General features: G+C 69.9%; 19 protein-coding genes. 10 read left to right on the forward strand and 9 right to left on the reverse strand.

Translation table 11 applies throughout. The features are described from left to right. Window positions 1–151: 151 nt before the first annotated feature. A complete protein-coding gene (locus AB0H50_RS05000; RefSeq protein WP_357446843.1) occupies window positions 152–1645 on the reverse strand; it encodes an MFS transporter in 1494 nt (497 codons plus the stop codon). A gap of 119 nt (window positions 1646–1764) precedes the next feature. Between AB0H50_RS05000 and AB0H50_RS05005 the strand changes: the two genes are divergently transcribed. Further along, window positions 1765–2439 carry a TetR/AcrR family transcriptional regulator gene (locus tag AB0H50_RS05005; protein ID WP_357446846.1) on the forward strand — a complete coding sequence of 225 codons (675 nt, stop codon included), beginning with the start codon at window positions 1765–1767 and terminating at the stop codon, window positions 2437–2439. A gap of 56 nt (window positions 2440–2495) precedes the next feature. Beyond that, on the forward strand, window positions 2496–3794 hold the full coding sequence (locus tag AB0H50_RS05010) for a D-arabinono-1,4-lactone oxidase (RefSeq protein WP_357446849.1): 1299 nt from the start codon (window positions 2496–2498) through the stop codon (window positions 3792–3794). Window positions 3795–3824: 30 nt separating this feature from the next. Here AB0H50_RS05010 and AB0H50_RS05015 read toward each other — a convergent pair whose 3' ends face one another. Continuing rightward, on the reverse strand, window positions 3825–4571 hold the full coding sequence (locus AB0H50_RS05015; RefSeq protein WP_357446852.1) for a Sir2 family NAD-dependent protein deacetylase: 747 nt from the start codon (window positions 4569–4571) through the stop codon (window positions 3825–3827). Between the two features lie 153 nt (window positions 4572–4724). Here AB0H50_RS05015 and AB0H50_RS05020 point away from each other — a divergent pair, with 153 nt between their 5' ends. The 3 genes from AB0H50_RS05020 (at window position 4725) to AB0H50_RS05030 (ending at window position 6894) form a co-directional block, all read left to right on the forward strand. After that, window positions 4725–5633, forward strand: a complete 909-nt coding sequence (locus tag AB0H50_RS05020; protein ID WP_357446855.1) for an oxygenase MpaB family protein — start codon at window positions 4725–4727, stop codon at window positions 5631–5633. Between the two features lie 405 nt (window positions 5634–6038). After that, window positions 6039–6452, forward strand: a complete 414-nt coding sequence (locus tag AB0H50_RS05025; protein ID WP_357446857.1) for an arsenate reductase ArsC — start codon at window positions 6039–6041, stop codon at window positions 6450–6452. Window positions 6453–6501: 49 nt separating this feature from the next. After that, window positions 6502–6894: a VOC family protein gene (locus AB0H50_RS05030; protein WP_357446860.1), complete on the forward strand. Its 393-nt coding sequence runs from the start codon at window positions 6502–6504 to the stop codon at window positions 6892–6894. Between the two features lie 23 nt (window positions 6895–6917). Here the strand turns inward: AB0H50_RS05030 and AB0H50_RS05035 are convergent, their stop codons facing one another. Beyond that, a complete protein-coding gene (locus AB0H50_RS05035) occupies window positions 6918–7652 on the reverse strand; it encodes a helix-turn-helix domain-containing protein (RefSeq protein ID WP_357446863.1) in 735 nt (244 codons plus the stop codon). A gap of 287 nt (window positions 7653–7939) precedes the next feature. Here AB0H50_RS05035 and AB0H50_RS05040 point away from each other — a divergent pair, with 287 nt between their 5' ends. Continuing rightward, a complete protein-coding gene (locus AB0H50_RS05040) occupies window positions 7940–8413 on the forward strand; it encodes a YiiD C-terminal domain-containing protein (RefSeq protein ID WP_357446866.1) in 474 nt (157 codons plus the stop codon). 39 nt (window positions 8414–8452) lie between these two features. Here the strand turns inward: AB0H50_RS05040 and AB0H50_RS05045 are convergent, their stop codons facing one another. Beyond that, complete coding sequence (locus tag AB0H50_RS05045; protein ID WP_357446869.1) at window positions 8453–8938, reverse strand: hypothetical protein; 486 nt, start codon at window positions 8936–8938, stop codon at window positions 8453–8455. Between the two features lie 239 nt (window positions 8939–9177). On the opposite strand from AB0H50_RS05045, the gene AB0H50_RS05050 reads away from it, so the two are divergent. Both AB0H50_RS05050 and AB0H50_RS05055 read left to right on the forward strand, forming a co-directional pair. Next, the gene (locus AB0H50_RS05050) at window positions 9178–10122 is read left to right on the forward strand and encodes a threonine/serine dehydratase (RefSeq protein ID WP_357446872.1); all 945 of its coding nucleotides are present in this window, start codon (window positions 9178–9180) and stop codon (window positions 10120–10122) included. Between the two features lie 105 nt (window positions 10123–10227). Further along, complete coding sequence (locus AB0H50_RS05055; RefSeq protein WP_357446876.1) at window positions 10228–10773, forward strand: thioredoxin family protein; 546 nt, start codon at window positions 10228–10230, stop codon at window positions 10771–10773. An 18-nt stretch (window positions 10774–10791) separates the two neighbouring features. Here the strand turns inward: AB0H50_RS05055 and AB0H50_RS05060 are convergent, their stop codons facing one another. Together AB0H50_RS05060 and AB0H50_RS05065 are read right to left on the reverse strand one after the other, a co-directional pair. Then, a complete protein-coding gene (locus tag AB0H50_RS05060; protein WP_357447301.1) occupies window positions 10792–11079 on the reverse strand; it encodes a hypothetical protein in 288 nt (95 codons plus the stop codon). A 146-nt stretch (window positions 11080–11225) separates the two neighbouring features. Continuing rightward, window positions 11226–11546, reverse strand: a complete 321-nt coding sequence (locus tag AB0H50_RS05065) for a hypothetical protein (RefSeq protein ID WP_357446879.1) — start codon at window positions 11544–11546, stop codon at window positions 11226–11228. A 467-nt stretch (window positions 11547–12013) separates the two neighbouring features. Here AB0H50_RS05065 and AB0H50_RS05070 point away from each other — a divergent pair, with 467 nt between their 5' ends. Then, window positions 12014–13450: an amidase gene (locus AB0H50_RS05070; protein WP_357446882.1), complete on the forward strand. Its 1437-nt coding sequence runs from the start codon at window positions 12014–12016 to the stop codon at window positions 13448–13450. 214 nt (window positions 13451–13664) lie between these two features. Here AB0H50_RS05070 and AB0H50_RS05075 read toward each other — a convergent pair whose 3' ends face one another. After that, window positions 13665–14945 carry a glycosyltransferase 87 family protein gene (locus tag AB0H50_RS05075; RefSeq protein ID WP_357446885.1) on the reverse strand — a complete coding sequence of 427 codons (1281 nt, stop codon included), beginning with the start codon at window positions 14943–14945 and terminating at the stop codon, window positions 13665–13667. A gap of 83 nt (window positions 14946–15028) precedes the next feature. After that, entirely contained in the window at window positions 15029–15925 is an 897-nt protein-coding gene (locus AB0H50_RS05080; RefSeq protein ID WP_357446888.1) for an ADP-ribosylglycohydrolase family protein, read from the reverse strand. A gap of 179 nt (window positions 15926–16104) precedes the next feature. On the opposite strand from AB0H50_RS05080, the gene AB0H50_RS05085 reads away from it, so the two are divergent. Next, window positions 16105–16920, forward strand: a complete 816-nt coding sequence (locus tag AB0H50_RS05085; protein ID WP_357446891.1) for a cyclase family protein — start codon at window positions 16105–16107, stop codon at window positions 16918–16920. A 16-nt stretch (window positions 16921–16936) separates the two neighbouring features. On the opposite strand, the gene AB0H50_RS05090 is transcribed toward AB0H50_RS05085, so the two are convergent. Continuing rightward, window positions 16937–18502 (reverse strand): FAD-binding protein, encoded by a 1566-nt coding sequence (locus AB0H50_RS05090; protein WP_357446894.1) that lies wholly within the window; start codon window positions 18500–18502, stop codon window positions 16937–16939. Window positions 18503–18639: the final 137 nt, after the last annotated feature.

Below are 18639 nucleotides of genomic sequence, written 5' to 3' on the forward strand. Positions count from 1 at the left end.
GATTCGCGGGCGTCCAGGCTCCGAGCAACTACTGACGGTCGCCGCACAGCACAGCGCCCGCGTCCGGTCGAAACCGGCGCGGGCGCTGTGCTTTTCGAGCTACCTCGGGACTTTTCGGGTTGCCTTCGTGGCCTTTCGGGTTGTATCCGGCTCAGTGCGCGAGTACCGGCTCACCCTCCGCGGGCTCGGGCTGAGTGTTCGGCATCAGTACCGCCGAGAGCACGGCGCCGAGTACGAAGATCGCGGTGGCCCACCAGAAGCTGGTGGTGTAGCTCTCGATCTGAGCCTGCGCGACGGCCAGCGGGCCGGGCTGCGCGGTGGACAGGTAGTCCGTGGCGGCCGAGGCGGCGATGGTGCTCAGCAGCGCGGTGCCGATCGAGCCGCCGACCTGCTGACTGGTGTTGATCATGGCCGAGGCCACGCCCGCGTCCTCGTGCTCCACGCCCGAGGTCGCGCCCTGGAAGGCGGTCGCCATGGCGCCACCGAGGCCGAGACCCATCAGGATCAGGGCGGGCAGGATGTGCGTGCCGTAGCCGGTGTCCAGGCCGATCCTGGTCAGCCAGGCCATGCCCGCGGCCGCGATCAGGAATCCGGCGGTCACGACGATCTTCGGACCGAACTTCGGCAGCAGCAGAGAGGGCGTCGTGGTCGAGGAGACGATCATGGCCGCCACCATCGGCAGGAACGCCACGCCGGTCTTGATCGGCGAGTAGCCCAGGCTCAGCTGCATGTAGTAGGTCAGGAACAGGAAGATCGCGAACATGCCGATGCCCATCACGAACACGGTCATGTAGGAGCCCCCGCGGGTGCGGTCCAGCAGGATCCGCAGCGGCAGCAGCGGGTGCGCGACCCGGGACTCCAGCCAGACGAACACCGCGAGCAGCGCCGCGCCGCCGATGAGGAAGGCCAGGGTGGCGCCGTTGGTCCAGCCGTCGGTCTCCGCGTGCGAGAAGCCGTAGACGATGCCGAACAGCGCCGCGGTCACCACGACGGTGCCGGGGATGTCGAGCTTGGGCCGCTCGGCGCTGACATGCTTGGCGAGCAGCAGCACCGCACCGACCAGCGCGACCGCCGCGAAGGCCAGGTTGACGAACATGACCCAGCGCCAGTTGGCCCACTCGGTGAGCGCGCCGCCGAGCAGCAGGCCGATCGCGCCGCCGGTACCGGCGACCGCGCCGAAGATGCCGAAAGCCTTGGCCCGCTCGGACGGTTCGGTGAAGGTGACGGTCAACAGCGACAGCGCGGCGGGTGCGAGCAGCGCGCCGAACACGCCCTGGCCGACGCGAGCCGCGACCAGCACCTCGAAGTTGGGCGCGGCGCCGCCGATGGCCGAGGCGGCGGCGAAGCCGACCAGCCCGACGATGAAGGTGTTGCGGCGGCCGAACAGGTCGCTCAGGCGTCCGCCGAGCAACAGCAGGCTGCCGAAGGCCAGCGCGTAGCCGGTGATCACCCACTGGCGGTCGGCGTCGCTGAAGCCGAGGTCCTGCTGGGCGGCGGGAAGTGCGATGTTCACCACGGTGGCGTCGAGCACCACCATCAGCTGTGCCACGCCGAGCACGGCGAGCACCCACCAGCGCAGCGCGTGTGAGCCGCGGCGCTCGGCTTTCTCGGGGGCTGGCGCCCCACGATCGATCGCGGTAGTCATAGGTCCCCTCGAAGTCCGAAGTATCGATGCGGAGATGCCATCTCCACTTACCGGTAGAAGCTACCACGTTAACGGAGGGAACGCCTCCGCTTAATCCCGATTCTTGCTAGCATGGGGATGTGAATCACGCCACGGCCCCCGCTCCACCTCGGCGCCTGCGTGCCGACGCCGCGCGCAATCAGCAGCGCATCGTCGCCGCGGCGCGCGAGTTGTTCGCCGAGCACGGACTCGAGATCACCCTCGACGACGTCGCGGAGAAAGCGGGCGTCGGCGTGGGGACCGTGTACCGACGATTCGCCAACAAGAAGGAGCTGATCGCCGAGGTCTTCGAGCAGCATATCGGCGAGTTCGCCGTGGCGGCCGAGGAGGCGGCCCAGCACCCCGATCCATGGCTCGGGCTCGTCCAGTTCTTCGAGTACGCCTGCAGGCATCTGGCGAACAATCGCGGCTTCAGTGAGGTCATGCTCGAGCTCGAGGAGGATCCGGGGCGGTTCGCCGCGCTGCGCGATCGCATCAAGCCGACCGTCGCGGCCGTCATCGACCGCGCCCGCGACGCGGGAACCTTGCAGCCCGAGATCGAGCCGAGCGATTTCTTCGCACTGATCCACATGGTCGACGCGCTGGCCGAGTTCGCCAAGCCCGTCAATCCCGATGTCTGGCAACGTTATGCGGCCATCATGCTGAACGGGGTGCGCTCCGACTCCGTCCCGCGCATGCCGCTGCTGGTCGCGCCGCTGAACGACGAAGAAGTCGAAACGGCCAAGGCGCACACCTGCCTTGGCCGCCGCCGGTAATCGAAAAGTCGAGCGCGGGTAGCGCGCGTCACATCACATGGCTTAAAGTTGGACACATGACCAACTCGTGGGTGAACTGGGCCGGGGATCAACACTGCACACCGGCGACCATCGCGTCCCCGCGCAACCACGAGGAACTCGCCGAACTGCTCGCCAGCGCGGCGGACCGCGGGCAGAGCGTCCGGGTCGCGGGCGCCGGGCACTCCTTCACCGACACCGTTCTCACCGACGGCACGCTGCTGAACCTCTCGCGGATGAACCGCGTCCTCGAGCTCGACGCCGCGACCGGCCGGGCGCGAGTCGAGGCGGGCATCACCCTCAACGCGGCAAGCGCGGCCCTGCACGCCGCCGGGCTGGCCTTCCCCAACCTCGGCGACATCGATGTGCAGACCGTCGCAGGCGCGACCGCGACCGGCACGCACGGCACGGGCGCGACCCTGCAGAACATCTCCGCCGCACTGCATTCGGTCGAGCTGATGCTCGCCGACGGCAGCCGGGTCGAACTCGACGCCGAGAACGACCCCGAGGGCTGGCGGGCGGCGCGGGTCAGCGTGGGCGCGCTCGGCGTGGTCACGGCGGTCACCCTGCAACTGGTGCCCTCGTTCGTACTCGAAGGCGTCGAACGGCCGGTGCCGGTGGAGGAGGTGCTCGCCGACCTGGATTCCTACGTCGACGGCAACGAGCACTTCGAGTTCTACATGTTCGCGCACAGCCCGCTGGCGATGACCAAGCGCAACAACCGCGTCGATCTGCCGGAACAGCCGCGCGGCAAGATGTTGGACTGGTTCACCGACATCCTGATGTCCAACTACACCTTCGACGCGCTGTGCCGCCTCGCCAAGCGGCAGCCCGCGGTCATCCCGTGGATCCATCGCGGCGCCGCCTACGCGGGCAGCTACCGCCGCCAGGTCGACCGGTCCTACCGGGTGTTCTCCTCCCCCAGGCTGTTTCGCTTCAACGAGATGGAATACGCCATCCCGCGCGAACATTCGGCCGCGGCCATCAGGGAGATCAAAGAGGTGTCGGCGCGCTTCCGGACGCCCATGCCGATCGAGGTGCGCTGGGTCGCGCCCGACGACGCCTTCCTCTCCCCCGCGGGCGGCCGCGACACCTGCTACATCGCCGTGCACCAGTACCGCGGCATGGAGTGGGAGCCGTACTTCCGCGCCTGCGAAGAGATCTTCGACCGCTACCAGGGCCGCCCGCACTGGGGCAAGCGCCACTTCCAGAACGCCGACACCCTGCGCGAGCGCTACCCGGACTGGGACCGCTTCACCGAGGTCCGCCGCCGCTTCGACCCCAAGGGCCGCTTCGCCAACCCCTACCTGGACCGCGTCCTCGGCACAATCGGCTGAGCAGGTCGCGGGCAACGGCGCCGATGGTGGTCAGGCGCTGAGGATTTCGGCGACGAGGCGGGGGACGGCGGTGGCGATGGGTTCGCGGATCACTTCGGTGGCGATGTCGTCGTAGGGGGTCGGTTCGGCGTTGACGATGATCAGGTCGGCGCCAGCGCGGACGGCGACGGCGCACATCGATGCGGCCGGTTCGACCTGCAGCGAGGTGCCGATGGCCAGGAAGATGTCGCTGGCCTCGGCGGTGATCGCGGCCTTGGCGAGGGTGCGCTGATCCATCAGCTGGCCGAACATGATCGTCGCGGCCTTGAGGATGCCGCCACATTCGGGGCAGGGCGGATCGGGCTCGCCCGCGGCGACCCGCTCCAGGGTGGCGGCCACGCTGGTCTCGAAAGCGCATTCCACGCAGACGACCTCGAACATGTTGCCGTGAATCTCGATGACCCGCTCCGGCGGCGAGCCCGCGCGCTGGTGCAGCCGGTCGATGTTCTGGGTGATGATCGTGACCGCACGACCCGCGCGCGCGAGCTCGACGAGCGCCTTGTGCGCGGCGTTCGGCGTCGCCTGCCAGGCCGGGTTGTCGCGTCGGGCCAGCCACGCGCGTTCCCGCAGGTCCGGGTCGGCCAGGTAGTTGTCGTAGGTCGAGAGCAGTTCGGCGATGGGGTCTTTCGTCCACACCCCGCGCGGCCCGCGGAAGTCGGGGATGCCCGAGTCGGTGGAGATGCCCGCGCCGGTGAGCACGCCGATCCGGCCTGCGCGCTCGCGCCACTGCCCCGTCATACCCGCCCCGTCCGCTCCGTCGCCATGGCAGCCAGCGTAGGTCGCGCGGCGCGGGACGGGCCACCACAGACCATCCCCACGACAAGAGAATGAGAGATTGGTATGCTAATCATCTCATCGTTCTGAATTGGGTCGATCAAAGGAGATCGCACAATGACCGCGTCCGCCGCACTCGAGACCACCGCGCGGGAACTGCCTCCGCGCCGCCCCTTCGCGCCGGGCACCCGGATGTGGGACGAGACCGGCCTCGTCACGTTCTCGCTGACGGCGGGTTCCGCCTTCCTCCTGCAAACCATGGAGCCGACCATCTCCGCCGTCGTCGACGAGCACTCCAGCTTCCGCACCGACCCCATGGGCCGCGCGGTGCGCAGCCTCTCCTCGGTGATGATGTGGGTCTACGGCGGCGAGGAGGCGCTCGCCGAGGCCGACCGGCTTCGCTCGATGCACGCCTCGCTGAACACCACCGACGCCGCGGGCGTGCGGCACAAGGCGCTCGCGTCAGGGCCGTGGGCCTGGGTGCTGCACACCGGAACCTTCGCCTTCACCGAGAGCGCCGAGTATTTTGCCCGCCGCCCGCTCACCTACGCCGAGAAGGAGGCGTACTACCTGGAGACGTTGCAGCTGATGCGCAACTTCTCGGTGGCGCCCAAGGAGATTCCGGAGAACTACGCCGCCTTCGAGAAGTTCTTCGCCGACATGGTCGAGAACCATCTGCACGAGACCAGCACCGCGCACGACTACCTGCGGGTGATCCGCTCGGTCGCGCCGCCGAAGCAGCTGCCGCGGGTCCTCACGCCGCTGTGGCGCGCCGCGGTCGCGCCGATCGGACGGATGCAGTACTTCGTCACCGTCGGCACCACGCCGGAGGCCGCACGGCGCAAGCTCGGCCTCACCTGGACCGCCGCCGACGAGCGCAAGCTGCGGGCGCTGGGCTGGTTGATCGCGCGGACCGTTCCCCTCCTTCCCGAACGGGTGCGCTACTTCCCCATCGCCTACGAGGCGCGGCGGCTCGAACGCGACCGGGCGCGGCTGCGCAAGGTGATCGACCTGCGCCCGATCTGACCCCGCACCACGACCCGCCGCCGCGACATCCTCGGGTGTCGCGGCGGTTTCGCGTTCCTGCGCCGCAACCCAGTCATCAAGCACGGCAAGCGTTCTCGTCGTGCGTTCGGCGCCGCACACGACTTTCGCGACCAACCGGTCCGTTCTGTCCGGATATAGACCTTCGGCACAACAACGACTTTCGCGTCCCGACGCCTCTAGCAGCGCAAACACCGCGGCGCCGTGCGAAGATCGGTCGGGTACGACCGCGAGAGGTCCCCCATCCTCGGCGACCGATCGCCCGTATCCCTTACGCTACGACAGCGTTTCGGCCCAACCCTTCCGGACGGCACGCACCGGGACCGCACCGCACCGTCGGACCGGTCCGGCCACCACCCAGCATCGCACCACCCGAAAGGCGGCCCGATGGCCCACAAGCCCAGTGTGCTGTTCGTCTGCGTGCACAACGCAGGCAGATCCCCGATGGCCGCCGGGTTTCTCACCGCCCTCGCCGGTGACCGCATCGAGGCACGGTCCGCGGGCAGCGTCCCCGCGGCGACCCTGAATCCGGTCGCGGTCGCGGCCATGGCGGAGGTCGGCATCGATATCTCCGACAAGACGCCGCGCAAGCTGACCGACGAGGCCGTCGGCGTCTCCGACGTGGTGATCACCATGGGCTGCGGCGACGCCTGCCCGTTCTTCCCCGGCATCAGCTACCGCGACTGGGTGCTGCCCGACCCGACCGACCAGACGATCGAGGTGGTCCGCACCATCCGCGACCGGATCCGCATCCTGGTCGAGAACCTCATCGCCGAACTGGTGCCCGCGCGGACCCACTGACGTCCGATTCGTTCAAGACCGGACCGCCGCACGCCCTTACGCTGCCGATATGACTCCGCAACTCGACTTCATCGGCATCGTCACCTCGAACATGGCCGCCTCGCTGGACTTCTATCGCCGCCTCGGCCTGGAGTTCCCGGCCGGCGCGGAAACCCAGCCGCACGTGGAAGCCCAGCTCGCGGGCGGGATGCGGCTCGCACTCGACACCGAGGACGTCGTGCGCTCCTTCCACGCCGAATGGGAGCCGCCGAGCAGCGCGGGCCGCATCGGCCTCGCCTTCCGCTGCGCCGACGGCGCCGAGGTCGATTCGGTCTACGCCGATCTCACCTCGGCCGGCTACCGGGGCGAGCTGAAGCCGTGGGACGCGCCGTGGGGTCAGCGCTACGCCGTGATCAACGATCCCGACGGCAACGGCATCGACCTGTACGCGCCGCTGAGCTGAGATCCCGTCCGGGTGTGGCCCGCTTACGCGCCGCTCGGCCGGTCTCGTCCGCGGCGGGCCAGCCATTCGCCGAGCGGCATTCCGGCCAGCTTTCGCATATCGCGCGCGAAGTGGGCCTGATCCGCGTAACCAGCGGCGATCGCGGTGTCGGCGGGCGGCGTGCCCGTGCGTGCCACGGCCAAGGCTCGCTGTAGACGCAGGAGGCGGGCCAGCATCTTGGGTCCGTAACCGAAGGCGGCCAGCGATCGGCGGTGCAGCAGCCTGGCGCCGAGTCCGGCGGCGTCGGCCGTCGCGGCCACCGACCGGCCCGCGTGCAGCGCCGCGACGATCCGGTGCAGCACAGGGTCGGGCGGTCCGGTCTCGGCGGCCCTGCGCAGCGCGATCGCCTCCAGCGCGGCGGCCGGGTCGGGCGCGTTCTCGACTCGGCCCGCCAGCTCGCGCACGGTCGCCGCGGGCCATAGGTCCGCCAATTCGACTCGCCGGTCCCGCAATTCGTGTGCCGGCACGCCGAGCAGCGCGGGGGCCGTTCCGGGAAAGAACCGCACGCCCGTGTACCGCGTCGCCGTCGGAGCGCCCGCGGGATGCGCGGTGGTATCCGGGCCCGCGACGAGCAGCGTGCCGTCCCGCCACAGCAGGTCCATGCAGCCGTCCGGCAGGACCGGCAGCGGTTCCTCGATACGCGTCACGGTCCGCGTCCACACCACGGCGCCGCGCAATCGTGAGGGCCGCTCGCGGTAGCCGATCAGGTCGTCACCCACGGTTGGGAGGCTACCCAGGCGCACCGACAGCGATCGCCGCCGAAACTCACCGTCGACCTCACCGCCGCCTACCAGCAGCGCCGCGAGCTCACCGCCGTCGACCGGCAGCGCCGCGACCTCACCGCCGCCGATTGCGCAGCGCAGCTCCCGTTTCCTAATCTGAGGGCGCCCGCCCTCGTCGAGGACGGGACCGGTGAATCAAGGACGACGAGGTCCGCGGGCAGGGAGCGCGGATCCCGCGCGGACGATGGCGCGCCGGACCGCACGCGCGAAAGGACTCGGTCCCCATGGCCGACAACAGCTCCGACGATGCCCCTCCGTTCGTCGACATCATCAACGGCGCCCTGGAGTTCACCATCCCCGCGGCCGCCAAGATGGGCGTCCAGGCGGTCGAGGTGCGCCGCGGATTCGCCGCGACCACGGTGCCGCTGGAGGGCAACGGCAATCACTTCGGGGTGATCTACGCCGGCGTGCAGTTCACCGTCGCCGAGGTGCTCGGCGGCGCCATCGCCGTGGCGACCTTCGACAATTCCGCCTACTACCCGCTGGTGAAGGGTTTCGAGATCAAGTTCGTCGGCATGGCGAAATCGCAGCTGCGGGCCGAGGCCACGCTGCCGGAGGAGGAGATCGCGCGGATCGAGGCCGAGGCGGCCGAACGCGGCAAGTCGGACTTCACCCTGGAGGCCGTCGTCACCGATGCCGACGGCAACACCGTCGCGGTGACCAAGGGTCTCTATCAGCTGCGCGCCCACGGCAAGTAGCGCGAGCGCCACCGTCGCGTCCCGCGCCGCGACGGTGACTCAGCTCGGCTTCAGACCGCGCGGGACGACGCGGATGTAGCGCAGCTGCGCGTCGGTGACCACATTGCCCGCATCCTGGCAGCCGACGGTGACCTCGGTGGCGGGCGGCGAGGAGAAGGCCCACAGCGTGATCCACTTCTTGCCCGCGATGTGCTCCTGTTTCTTCGGCTCCGAGGAACGCAGATCCTCGTTCCTGCCATTGCTGTCGGTTACCGTGCAGCGCACCGTGTTTACGGCGGCGCCCCATTCGGCGAGAACCGTGATTTCCATGATCGCGTCCGCGGGAATCGGAACTTTTCTCGTCTCGCCGAGCGGGATGCGGATGCCGCCTGCGGGATCGGTGTCCTTCGACGCGGTCGTTGTCGCACCGGCCGTATGCGCGGGAGGGGCGGACGAGGTAGCGGCGGTATCGACCGATTCTTCAGCGGAACAGCCCGGCACCGCGACAGCCACCAGCGCGAGCGCCGCTATCCAACTCGATTTCACAGATCGACCTCTCTTCATCCCGTGCGCGAGGCAGCGGGCCGGATCAGCGAACGAACAGAGCATGACAGCTTCTCCCACGCCTACCCGGTAATCCGCGCCGCATTTGCGCAATCGATTGGCAAATCGAATGTGGTGCGGCCGGAATTCGAGCCGGGCGCCGCCGCGAGCGGGACTGGCTATGATCGCGTTCGGACGGTGAGCGCACTAGAAGGGCGTTCGATGGACCCGAGCGGAGCCCGATGGAACTGAGTTACGCGGACATCAAGGCCGCCGCCGAGCGCATCGCGGGCCGCGTGCGACCTGTCACGATCGCCCCTGCCGACCAGTCGGACGACGGATCGCCACAGCTCTGGTTGGCCCTGGAATTCCTCCAGCACACCGGGTCGTTCAAGGCGCGTGGCGCGCAGAATTTCCTCCAGGCGCACCGCGAGGCGGGCAGCCTGCCCGAGCGCGGCGTCACCATCGCCTCCGGGGGCAACGCGGGCATGGCCTGCGCCTGGGCGGCGCGCAGTCAGCACGTGCCTGCCACGGTGTTCCTGCCCGCCACCGCACCGCCGGTGAAGATCGACAAGCTGCACGGCTACGGCGCCGACGTCCGGCTGGTCGGCGAGCAGTACGCCGACGCGCTCGCGGCCTGCCACACCTTCGCCGAGTCCAGCGGCGCGCTGCTCTCGCACGCCTACGACAACCCGCTGATCGCCGCGGGCGCTGGCACCCTGCTGACCGAGATCCGTCGGCAGCTGCCCCGCCTCGACACCGTCGTCGTCGCGGTGGGCGGCGGCGGCCTGTTCGCCGGAATCGCGACCGCCGCGGCTCACTACGGCGTCCGAGTGGTGGCCGCGGAACCACGCAATTGCCGGGCACTGCACGCCGCGCTCGCGGCGGGCGCACCCGTAGACGTGGCGGTCGACTCGGTGGCCGCCGACGCTCTCGGCGCGCGTCGCGTCACCGAGCTGGCCCTCGGCGCGGCGCGCGCGTCGGACTCGGTGTCGGTGCTCGTCTCGGACGAGGAGATCGTCGCGACCCGCCGCGCCCTGTGGGCGGAGCACCGGTTGGCGGTCGAACACGCCGCCGCGACCGCGATGGCCGCGCTGACCGGCGGCGGCTACCGTCCCGCGCCCGGAGAGCGGGTGTGCGTCGTGCTGTGCGGCGCGAACACCGATCCGGGCGATCTCACGAGCTAGGCGGATCTCCGCCCTCCGGCGGGGAGGGACCTGTCCACGAACTCCATCCGGCAGCGGGGACCCACGTCGCCCGTTACCCTCGAAGAGAACCGGACGGAGGCAGATATGGCTCTCGAATCCCTGATGGTCCCGCTTGGCACACCCGCACCGGAGTTCGCCCTGCCCGATCTGGACGGCCGGATCCACCGTCTGTCCGATTACGCGAACGGTCCGGGACTGCTGGTCGTCTTCGCCTGCAATCACTGCCCGTATGTGCGCCACATCGAGAACGAGCTCGGCGCGGTGATCGCCGCTTCGAACGTGCCCGCGCTGGCGATCTGCACCAACGACGCGGACGCCTACCCCGACGACAAGCCGGAAGGGCTTCGGGCACAAGCGAAACGGGCGCGCTGGTCGTTCCCGTACCTCATCGACGAGACGCAGTCGGTGGGGCGCGTGTTCGGCGCGGCCTGCACCCCGGACTTCTTCCTCTACGACGCCCGTCTCGCCTTGGCGTACCGCGGCGCGTTCGACGAATCCACCCCGGGCAATAACAAACCCGTCACCGGCGGCGAACTGCGCGCCGCGCTCGCGGCGGTGCTAGCGGGCGAAACGGTACCGGAACCGCAGCGGCCGAGCATGGGCTGCTCGATCAAGTGGCGCGCCGTCTGAGGCGCGCCGGACCCGAACTCAGCCGACGACCGCGTTCATGATGGTGCCCGCGCTGGTGGCGACGGCGCCGCCGAGCATGGCTCCGGCGACCATCTTCGGCGACTGGAGGCCGCCGCCGGTCCACTTCTCCCAGGCGAACCGGCCGCCCGCGTAGGTGATGGCGGCGATGCCGGAGAGCAGCACGAACCAGGTGAGGTAGCGGACCATTTGGAGGATCTTGTCCGAGATGGGCGGGGCCTCCGGGGTCGGATTGCCGACCTGGGCCACAACTGTGCCGTACATGTCATGTGCCGCAGCGAGAATCATGCTCACAGCCGTACCCCTCTTCGAATGTCAGCGACGGTTCGAGAACGCCGTCCAGATCGTACCGCGTTCCAACCGGAAACATTGCGGGGCAGCATATTTCATCGCCGTATTTCAGCGATCGCAGCCGGTCGCCTCGAACTCCGTGGTCACCATGAGGTCGGTACGCGGGAGTAGGGTCCCATGCCCGCGGCCGGGTCGCCTTCGGGCGCGCGCTGAACGGAGTGCGCGAACTCCTTGTCGGGCAGCATGTTCCGCATCGGCACCGTGGTATCGAGTCCGGCGGTCGGCAGACATGCGACGCCGCAGTCGCGGGTGGAGTCAGCGGGCCTGTCAGCCGGGTCGGAGACCACGACGGTGACCAGTCCCGCTCGTCCGGGCGTCTCGTCGTCGATGACCCAGGCCGAAACACGGGTGCTGACAAGCTCGTTCGCGCACATCGACCAGTACGGCAGCTGCGCAGGAGCCATCGTCGCCTGGCCGCCGGAGGTCGCGGGGATGGTCGGCAGCTGCGCGCGGACGACCGCGACCTGTCCGGCTCGCGGCGCGCGAGGCCAAATAGTTGTTGTCCGGATTCGCGAACACGCCGCCGCCGCTGGTCTTGGACCAGGCGCGGGGATCGGGGGCCCGGCACGCTAGCGGGCAGCCGCAACCCGCCGGACAGGTGCGCGGCGGACGGATCCCGCGCACCCTGATCCGCAGCACAGACGTGCAGCGTGCCCGGCCCGTCGGCTCGGTGCACGGTGATCTCCGGCAGCGGTTCGCCGCCGAGCCGATCGCGGCCCTCGCCGGTGCGGTACACGCGGTAGTGATCGGCGCCAGACCGAAGCGTCGTCCGTTGCCGCCCTTGACACGTCCCACCGTGCGGCATGTAATTCGGACAACTGAACGCGCGTCCACCTGGCCGCGCCTACGAGAGGGAGTCGGTGAGCGAATCATGAGCGAGCAGCCCGGCGACCGACCGCGGTACACCGGCGTGCTCGGTCAGGCCGAAGCCGTCCGTACCGGCCTGATCTCGGCGGTCGAACTCACCGAGCAGACCCTCGCGCGCATCGATCGCCTGCAACCACGACTCAACGCATTCACGACGGTGCTCGCCGACAAGGCGCTGGAGCAGGCCCGCGCCCACGACGAAGCGCGAGCGGCAGGGCGCCCGCTCGGCCCGCTGCACGGCGTGCCGATCGCCATCAAGGACGAGGTCGACGTCGCTGGCGTCCGCACCACCTACGGCGGCGCGGCGGTGACAACACCGGCCGCGACCGACTCGGAGATCGTGCGCCGGCTGCGCGCGGCGGGCGCGATCATCGTCGGCAAGACGGCGATGCCGGAATTCGGCACCTGGCCGTTCACCGAGTCGGCGGCGCACGGCTACACGCGCAACCCCTGGGACGTCACGCGCAGCACGGGCGGTTCCAGCGGCGGATCGGCGGCGGCGGTCGCGGCGGGCGTCGTCGCGGCGGCCACCGGCGGCGACGGCGGCGGTTCGATCCGGATCCCGGCCGCATGCTGCGGATTGTTCGGCCTGAAGCCGCGGCGGGGCCGGGTGAGCACCGTGCCCAACGGCGATCTGTGGCGGGCGCTTGGCACGCTCGGCGTGCTCACCCGTTCGGTCGCCGACAGCGCGCTGCTCTACGACGTCATCAGCGGCAGCCGCGCCGGGGACCGCTGGCACGCGCCGGCGCCGACGACCCCGTTCACGGCGCTCGAGCCGGTGCGTCCGCTGCGGATCGCGGTGTCGTCGCGCCCCGCCGTGCCGCTGACCCGGCTGACGCCCGAGTGCGCCGCCGCGCTGCGCTCGATGGCCGACACGCTTACCGAACTCGGCCACGAGGTCGAAGAATTCGAGCCCGACCACCCCGAGGCCACCCCGGCGTTCTTCCCGCAGTTTCTCGGCGGCATCAGAGCGGAGGCCGAGCGGGTCGACCGCCCCGACCTGCTCGAGCAGCGCACCAAGACGCTCTCGGCCGCCGCGCGCCTGCTCGCGCCGGAAGCGGTCCAGCGTTGGGCCGAACGCCACGGCGAACGGATCGCCGCGCGGGTCAACCGCGTCTTCGAACGTTACGATCTAGTGCTCACCCCGACCCTCCCGCACCTGCCGCCGCCGGTCGGCAGGCTCGACGGCACGGGCGCGGTGCACGCGATACTGCGCAGCATGCCGATGACCGCCTACACCGCGCTGTGGAACGTGTGCGGCAATCCGGCCGCCGCGATCCCCGCGGGCTGGTCGGACTCCGGACTGCCGCTCAGCGTCCAGTTGATCGGACGACCCGACGACGAACTCGGTATCCTGCGCGTCGCGGCCCAACTCGAGAAGGCGAGGCCGTGGGCGCAGCACTGGCCGGACGAGATCGACGCCGTGGCGGGAACCCGCTGATCGCGGCGATGGCTGGCCGCACTTGCCTGAGCGGCCGATTCTCAGTGGAATCACAGAGAACCGGGTGCTCTCGGCTCAGGAACGCACCGTTGAATCAATCGCGGCTGCCCCGCCCGGCTCCTCTACACCGGGCGGTAGGCAGCGCCAAATTTCGTTCGCCCCACCACCGCATCGGTGACCGGCATCCGCGAGCAGCGGGAGATCGGGTGATCGTTCACGAAACCGGCTGCGGCGCTTGCGCAGGGACGGGCTCCGGCTCGGCGGCGGGCGAAGTGCGCCGAGACGTCGCCAGGAACAACACCACCAGCAGCACGCTGAGCCACACGTAGGTATTGCCGATCACGTGCTGCCACGGCGTCCACAGCGACTCGCGCTGTTCGCCGTTGGGTAGCCAGTTCTGCGGCCCGTAGACGAACACCGCGCCGGTCGCGGCGAGCACCGCGTACCAGCCGAGCGCCCGCCGCAGCGGCAGCCGAATGGCGTAGCCGAACATGGCGAACAGCGCGGGCGCGATCCAGATCCAGTGGTGCGACCACGAAATCGGCGAGACGAGCAGGGTGAAGACCGCGTTGACGGCCAGCGCGAGCGCGGGCGCGTCGGCCGCCCGCCGCATCGCGAGCACGACCAGCGCGAGCAACGCCGCGCCCGCAAGCAGCCAGACGATCGTGAACGCGGGTTCGGGCACGCGCAGCCGGGCGAGCACCGCCTGAATCGACTGGTTGGTGTGGAAGGCCGAACCGCTCAGGCCGTCCACATTGCCGAGCCCGCCGAACCAGTACTTCACCGAGGTGCTCGGCAGCGCGACGAAGCTGATCGCGGTCGCGGCGGCGCCGGTGGCCGCGGCGGTGATCGCCGACTTGTAATCCCGGCGAACCAGGAAGAACAGGACGAACGCGGCGGGCGTGAGCTTGATCGCCGCGGCGATGCCGATCAGCATGCCGCGCCGCCACTTCGGCTTCTCTGTCAAGCAGTCGGCCGCGACCAGGGCCATCAGCAGCAGGTTGACCTGCCCGAAATCCAAGGTCGCCTGGGTCGGTTCCAGCAGCATGGCGAGCGGCGCCGCGCACGCGGTGGCGAACAGCGCGACCCGGCGGGCGTTCTCGCCCGGCCAGATTCGCCGCGCGACCAGGTAGAGCGTCAAGGTCAGCGCCGCCACCGAGGTGACGAAGAAGGAGAACGCCGCGATGTCCCATGGCAGCAGCGCGAACGGCGCGAGCACCAGGGCGGCGAACGGCGGATAGATGAAGGGCAGTCCGATGCCGATGGTTGTCTGCGGCAGTTGCCCGTACATGTCGCCGCCGTGGCGCAGCGTCTCGACACCGAGGCGATAGACCTGAAGGTCGATGAATCCGCCGGTGATCTCCTTGAACGGCCAGAGCGGCTGCATCAGACACAGTGTCGTGAACGCGACGAGTAGCGCAGGCACAAGCCAGACCACACGCCCGAACCGGCGGGTCGACGACATCGGCACATCACAGGCGGCGGAACTACTCATCCGCGGCGACTATACCGACCTGCGCGCCGGTGTTCGACGGGTGGCGTGTGATCGGCATCGCCCGATGGATTGCCAGGCAGTAATTACTGCCCGTGCCGCAGCACGGTCCCGCCTAACGTGATACCCGCCCAGTCCGGCAGTTCTTCGCACCGCCGCAGCCATTCGTCCGGGATCGCGGCGTCGCGCGCGCCGAGAATGCCGCCGACGATGGCGCACGTCGTGTCCACGTCACCGCCGACACTCGCGGTCGCCCAGCACGCCTCGGCGAAGTCGTCGAACCGTGCGGCGATCCACAGGCAGAACGGGACGGTGTCGGGCGCCGAGACCTCGCGTCCGTTGCCGAGCGCAATGGCCGCGGCGTCGGGATCGGCGTCGAGCAGGCCACGCGCCGCGGTGATTCCGTCGCGCACCGCGCCCGCCGGGGTGCGCGAGGCGATCGCGTCGAGCAGATCGGCACCGCGCAGTGACGTGAGCGCCGCACCGAGCGCCACCGCGATCGCGCCCGCGACACCCTCGGGATGGGCATGGGTGATCTCGGCCGACGCGGCGGACTCGGCGATCACCCGGTCCAGATCCTCCGCGAAGTACGCGCCCAGCGGGGCAACGCGCATGGCCGCGCCATTGCCCCAGGAACCCTTGCCGCCGAACGCCTCCGTCGCCAGCTCGCGCCAGTCCCCGCCCTCCTGCCGGATGAGCCGGAGCATCCGATTGGCGCTCGGGCCGTAGCCGCGGTCGAAGTCGTGATGCTCCGCGAAGGACGCGGCGAGCACGTCTTGGTCGACGCGTCCGTCGCGGTGCAGAACAGCGACGACCGAACAGGCCATCTCGGTGTCGTCGGTCCACCACCACGGGTCGGGCGGCAGTACACGCGCCCGCAGCGCGGGCAGGTTGCCGGGGACGAAGAAGCAGCCGCCGAACGCGTCGCCGACGGTGAGTCCCCGCAGCGACGCGACGGCGCGGGAACGGCGGTCGGCGATCACCCGCGCGATTCTGCCCAGTCACAGTGATATTCGCCAGGTATCGAGGTCGCGGCGACCGGCACCGGTTATCTTCGCTCGGGGTAGTCGGGCTCGCAGCCGCCGCAGGCCGCTGCTTCCTTATCCGACCCGACCGCGCCGACAGTGAGAGCCCACCATGCCGCAGTACCGGAATCGCTGACATGTGCGCACCCCGAATCGTCCGGCTCGCCCACGAGAACGCCGCCCGCCCCAGCCGCCGCGCGCTCTTCGCCGCCGCGAGCCTCACCGCTCTCGCCGCGGCCGCGCCGTCCGCGCGCGCCGTCCCGGCGGCACGCGGCGTTCTCGACCTGACCCACACCCTCAGCCCTGGCCTGCCGACTTGGCCGGGCACCCCGCCGTTCACGACGGTCCCGGTCGCCTGGCACGCCATCGGCGGCTTCGGCCAGAACGCGCTCGCCTACTGGGAACACTCGGGCACCCACCTCGACGCGCCCGCGCATCGCCTGCCCGGCGGCGCCACCACCGACGCGCTCGCGGTCGCGGATCTCGTTGCGCCACTGGTGGTCATCGACATCAGCGCGCGGGCCGAAAGCGACCCCGACGCGGCGCTCACCCTCGACGACATCGAGAACTGGCAGACCGAACACGGCCGCATCCCCGAGCGCGCCTTCGTCGCCGTGCATTCCGGATGGGAGCGCCACATCGCTGACGCCGCGGCCTTCCTCAATCTCGACGCCGAGGGCTTGCCACACGCCCCGGGCGTCTCCCCCGACGCCGCCGGGTACCTGGTGCATCGGTGCGGGGTCGTCGGCGTCGGGGTGGACACGCTGAGCCTGGACCACGCGCTCAGCCGCGATCAGGGCGCGCACACGGCGATCCTGGGTGCCGGCCGCTACGGGGTGGAGATGCTCGCGAATCTCGGTGCGGCGCCCGCGTCGGGGGCGACCGTGGTGATCGGTGCGCCCAAGCATCTCGGCGGGACCGGCGGGCCGTGCCGGGTGGTCGCGCTCACCTGAACGCCTGCCGGGTTGGCTACCAGTCCGGCCGACCGATCGACAAAGCGTGCTGGAAGACGTTGCGCGGATCCCACTGCTGCTTGACGCGCAGCAGTTTCGGGTAGTTGTCGCCGTAGTAGAAGCGGTGCCACGGCAGGCCGGAGGTGTTCCAGTGCGGGTCGGCCAGATCCGGATCGGGGTAGTTGATGTAGCTACCGCCGTTGTCCGCGTTGGGAACCGGCACTCCGCCGCTCGCCGCGTACACATCGCGGAACAGCTCGCGCGCCCACCGCAGGTGTTGCTCGTCGCCTTCGGGTAGTCGCCACGCCGCGTGAATGAGCATCTGCGCGAAGGAATTCCGCGCCGGGATGGCCGTGGCGTCCGGCGCGACGGCATTGATGGCACCGCCGAAGGGCAGGAACTCGACCTCCGTCTCGCCGAGCACCGCGAGATCGGTCAGGTATCGATAGCAGACCCGCAGCTGATCCTCGGAGTACACGCGCCGCAGATAACCGGCCTTCACCTTGACCCGAGGCGGCAGCGGGCCCTTCGGGTAATACACCTGCGCCACCGTATCCGCGTAGGACAGCTGCGTAACCGGCTGCACCACCGGAACGGCGTCGACACCGTCCAGTACCGCGCCGAGGAACTCGTCGAATTGCGCTCGTGCGTCGGGGGAATCGGCATCGAGCAGGACGAGCAACTGCGCGAACGCGGTACCGACCGTCCGAAAGCTCAACGGTGCGTATAGTCCCGCGAACCGGTTGTCCGGCGCGCTGTGCCGCTCGAAGAACGCCAGATAATTACCCAGCAACCGCACGAACGACGCTTCGCTCATCATCGGCAGGATCACCCGCGAATTCAGCATCGCGCCAGGCGGTTTCGGCAGCGCGGTCGCCGGGTCAGCGCCGTCCGACTGCGGCGCCCGCAGCAGAAACCGCGTCACCACACCGAAATTGCCTCCGCCGCCGCCGGTGTGCGCCCACCACAGATCCACGTCCGGCCCGTCCTTGGTCGCCACCACGACCTCGGCCGCACCTTCGGCGTCGACCGTGACGACCTCGACCCCGTACAGATAGTCGGCGACCAACCCGAGCCGCCGCGATAGCGGTCCGTATCCGCCGCCGCTGACATGTCCGCCCATACCGACGCCGAGGCAGATCCCCGCCGGAACTGTTACGCCCCAACGACGCAGCGCGTCGTACACCGCGCCCAGTTCCGCACCGGCGTCCACCGAGAACGCCCGGTGCTCCTCGTCCCAGCGCACCTGGTTCATCCGGCCCAGATCGACGATCGACCGCGTCTGCGCCGAGTCCACGAAGTTGTCGAAACAGTGCCCACCCGATCGCACCGCGAGCCGCGACCCGGCCGCCACCGCCCGCGCCACCGCGACCCGCACCTCCTCGGCCGACGTCGGCACATAGATCTGCTCCGGCTGCGCCATGAACCGCCGGTTGTATCCGCGCGAGACCAACGACAGATACTCCGGATCCCCCACCCCCACCACCCGCACGTCCGCCGCCCCCGCCTCCGGCGCCCCCACCACAGCCGCGGCCCCGCCGACCGCCGACGCCGCCAAGAACCGCCGCCGCGACAGTGCCATCAAAACTCCCCCTACCGTGAACTTCGAAACACGATCGATCTTGCACCGGCTTTATTTCAGATCCCGCTAACCGGATTCGAACACCCGGTTCGACGGCGAATCCGCCTGCCGTGAAGTATCATTCATCGTCGCTTGTG

This window comes from Nocardia sp. NPDC050793, from assembly GCF_040654065.1.
Taxonomy (GTDB): domain Bacteria; phylum Actinomycetota; class Actinomycetes; order Mycobacteriales; family Mycobacteriaceae; genus Nocardia.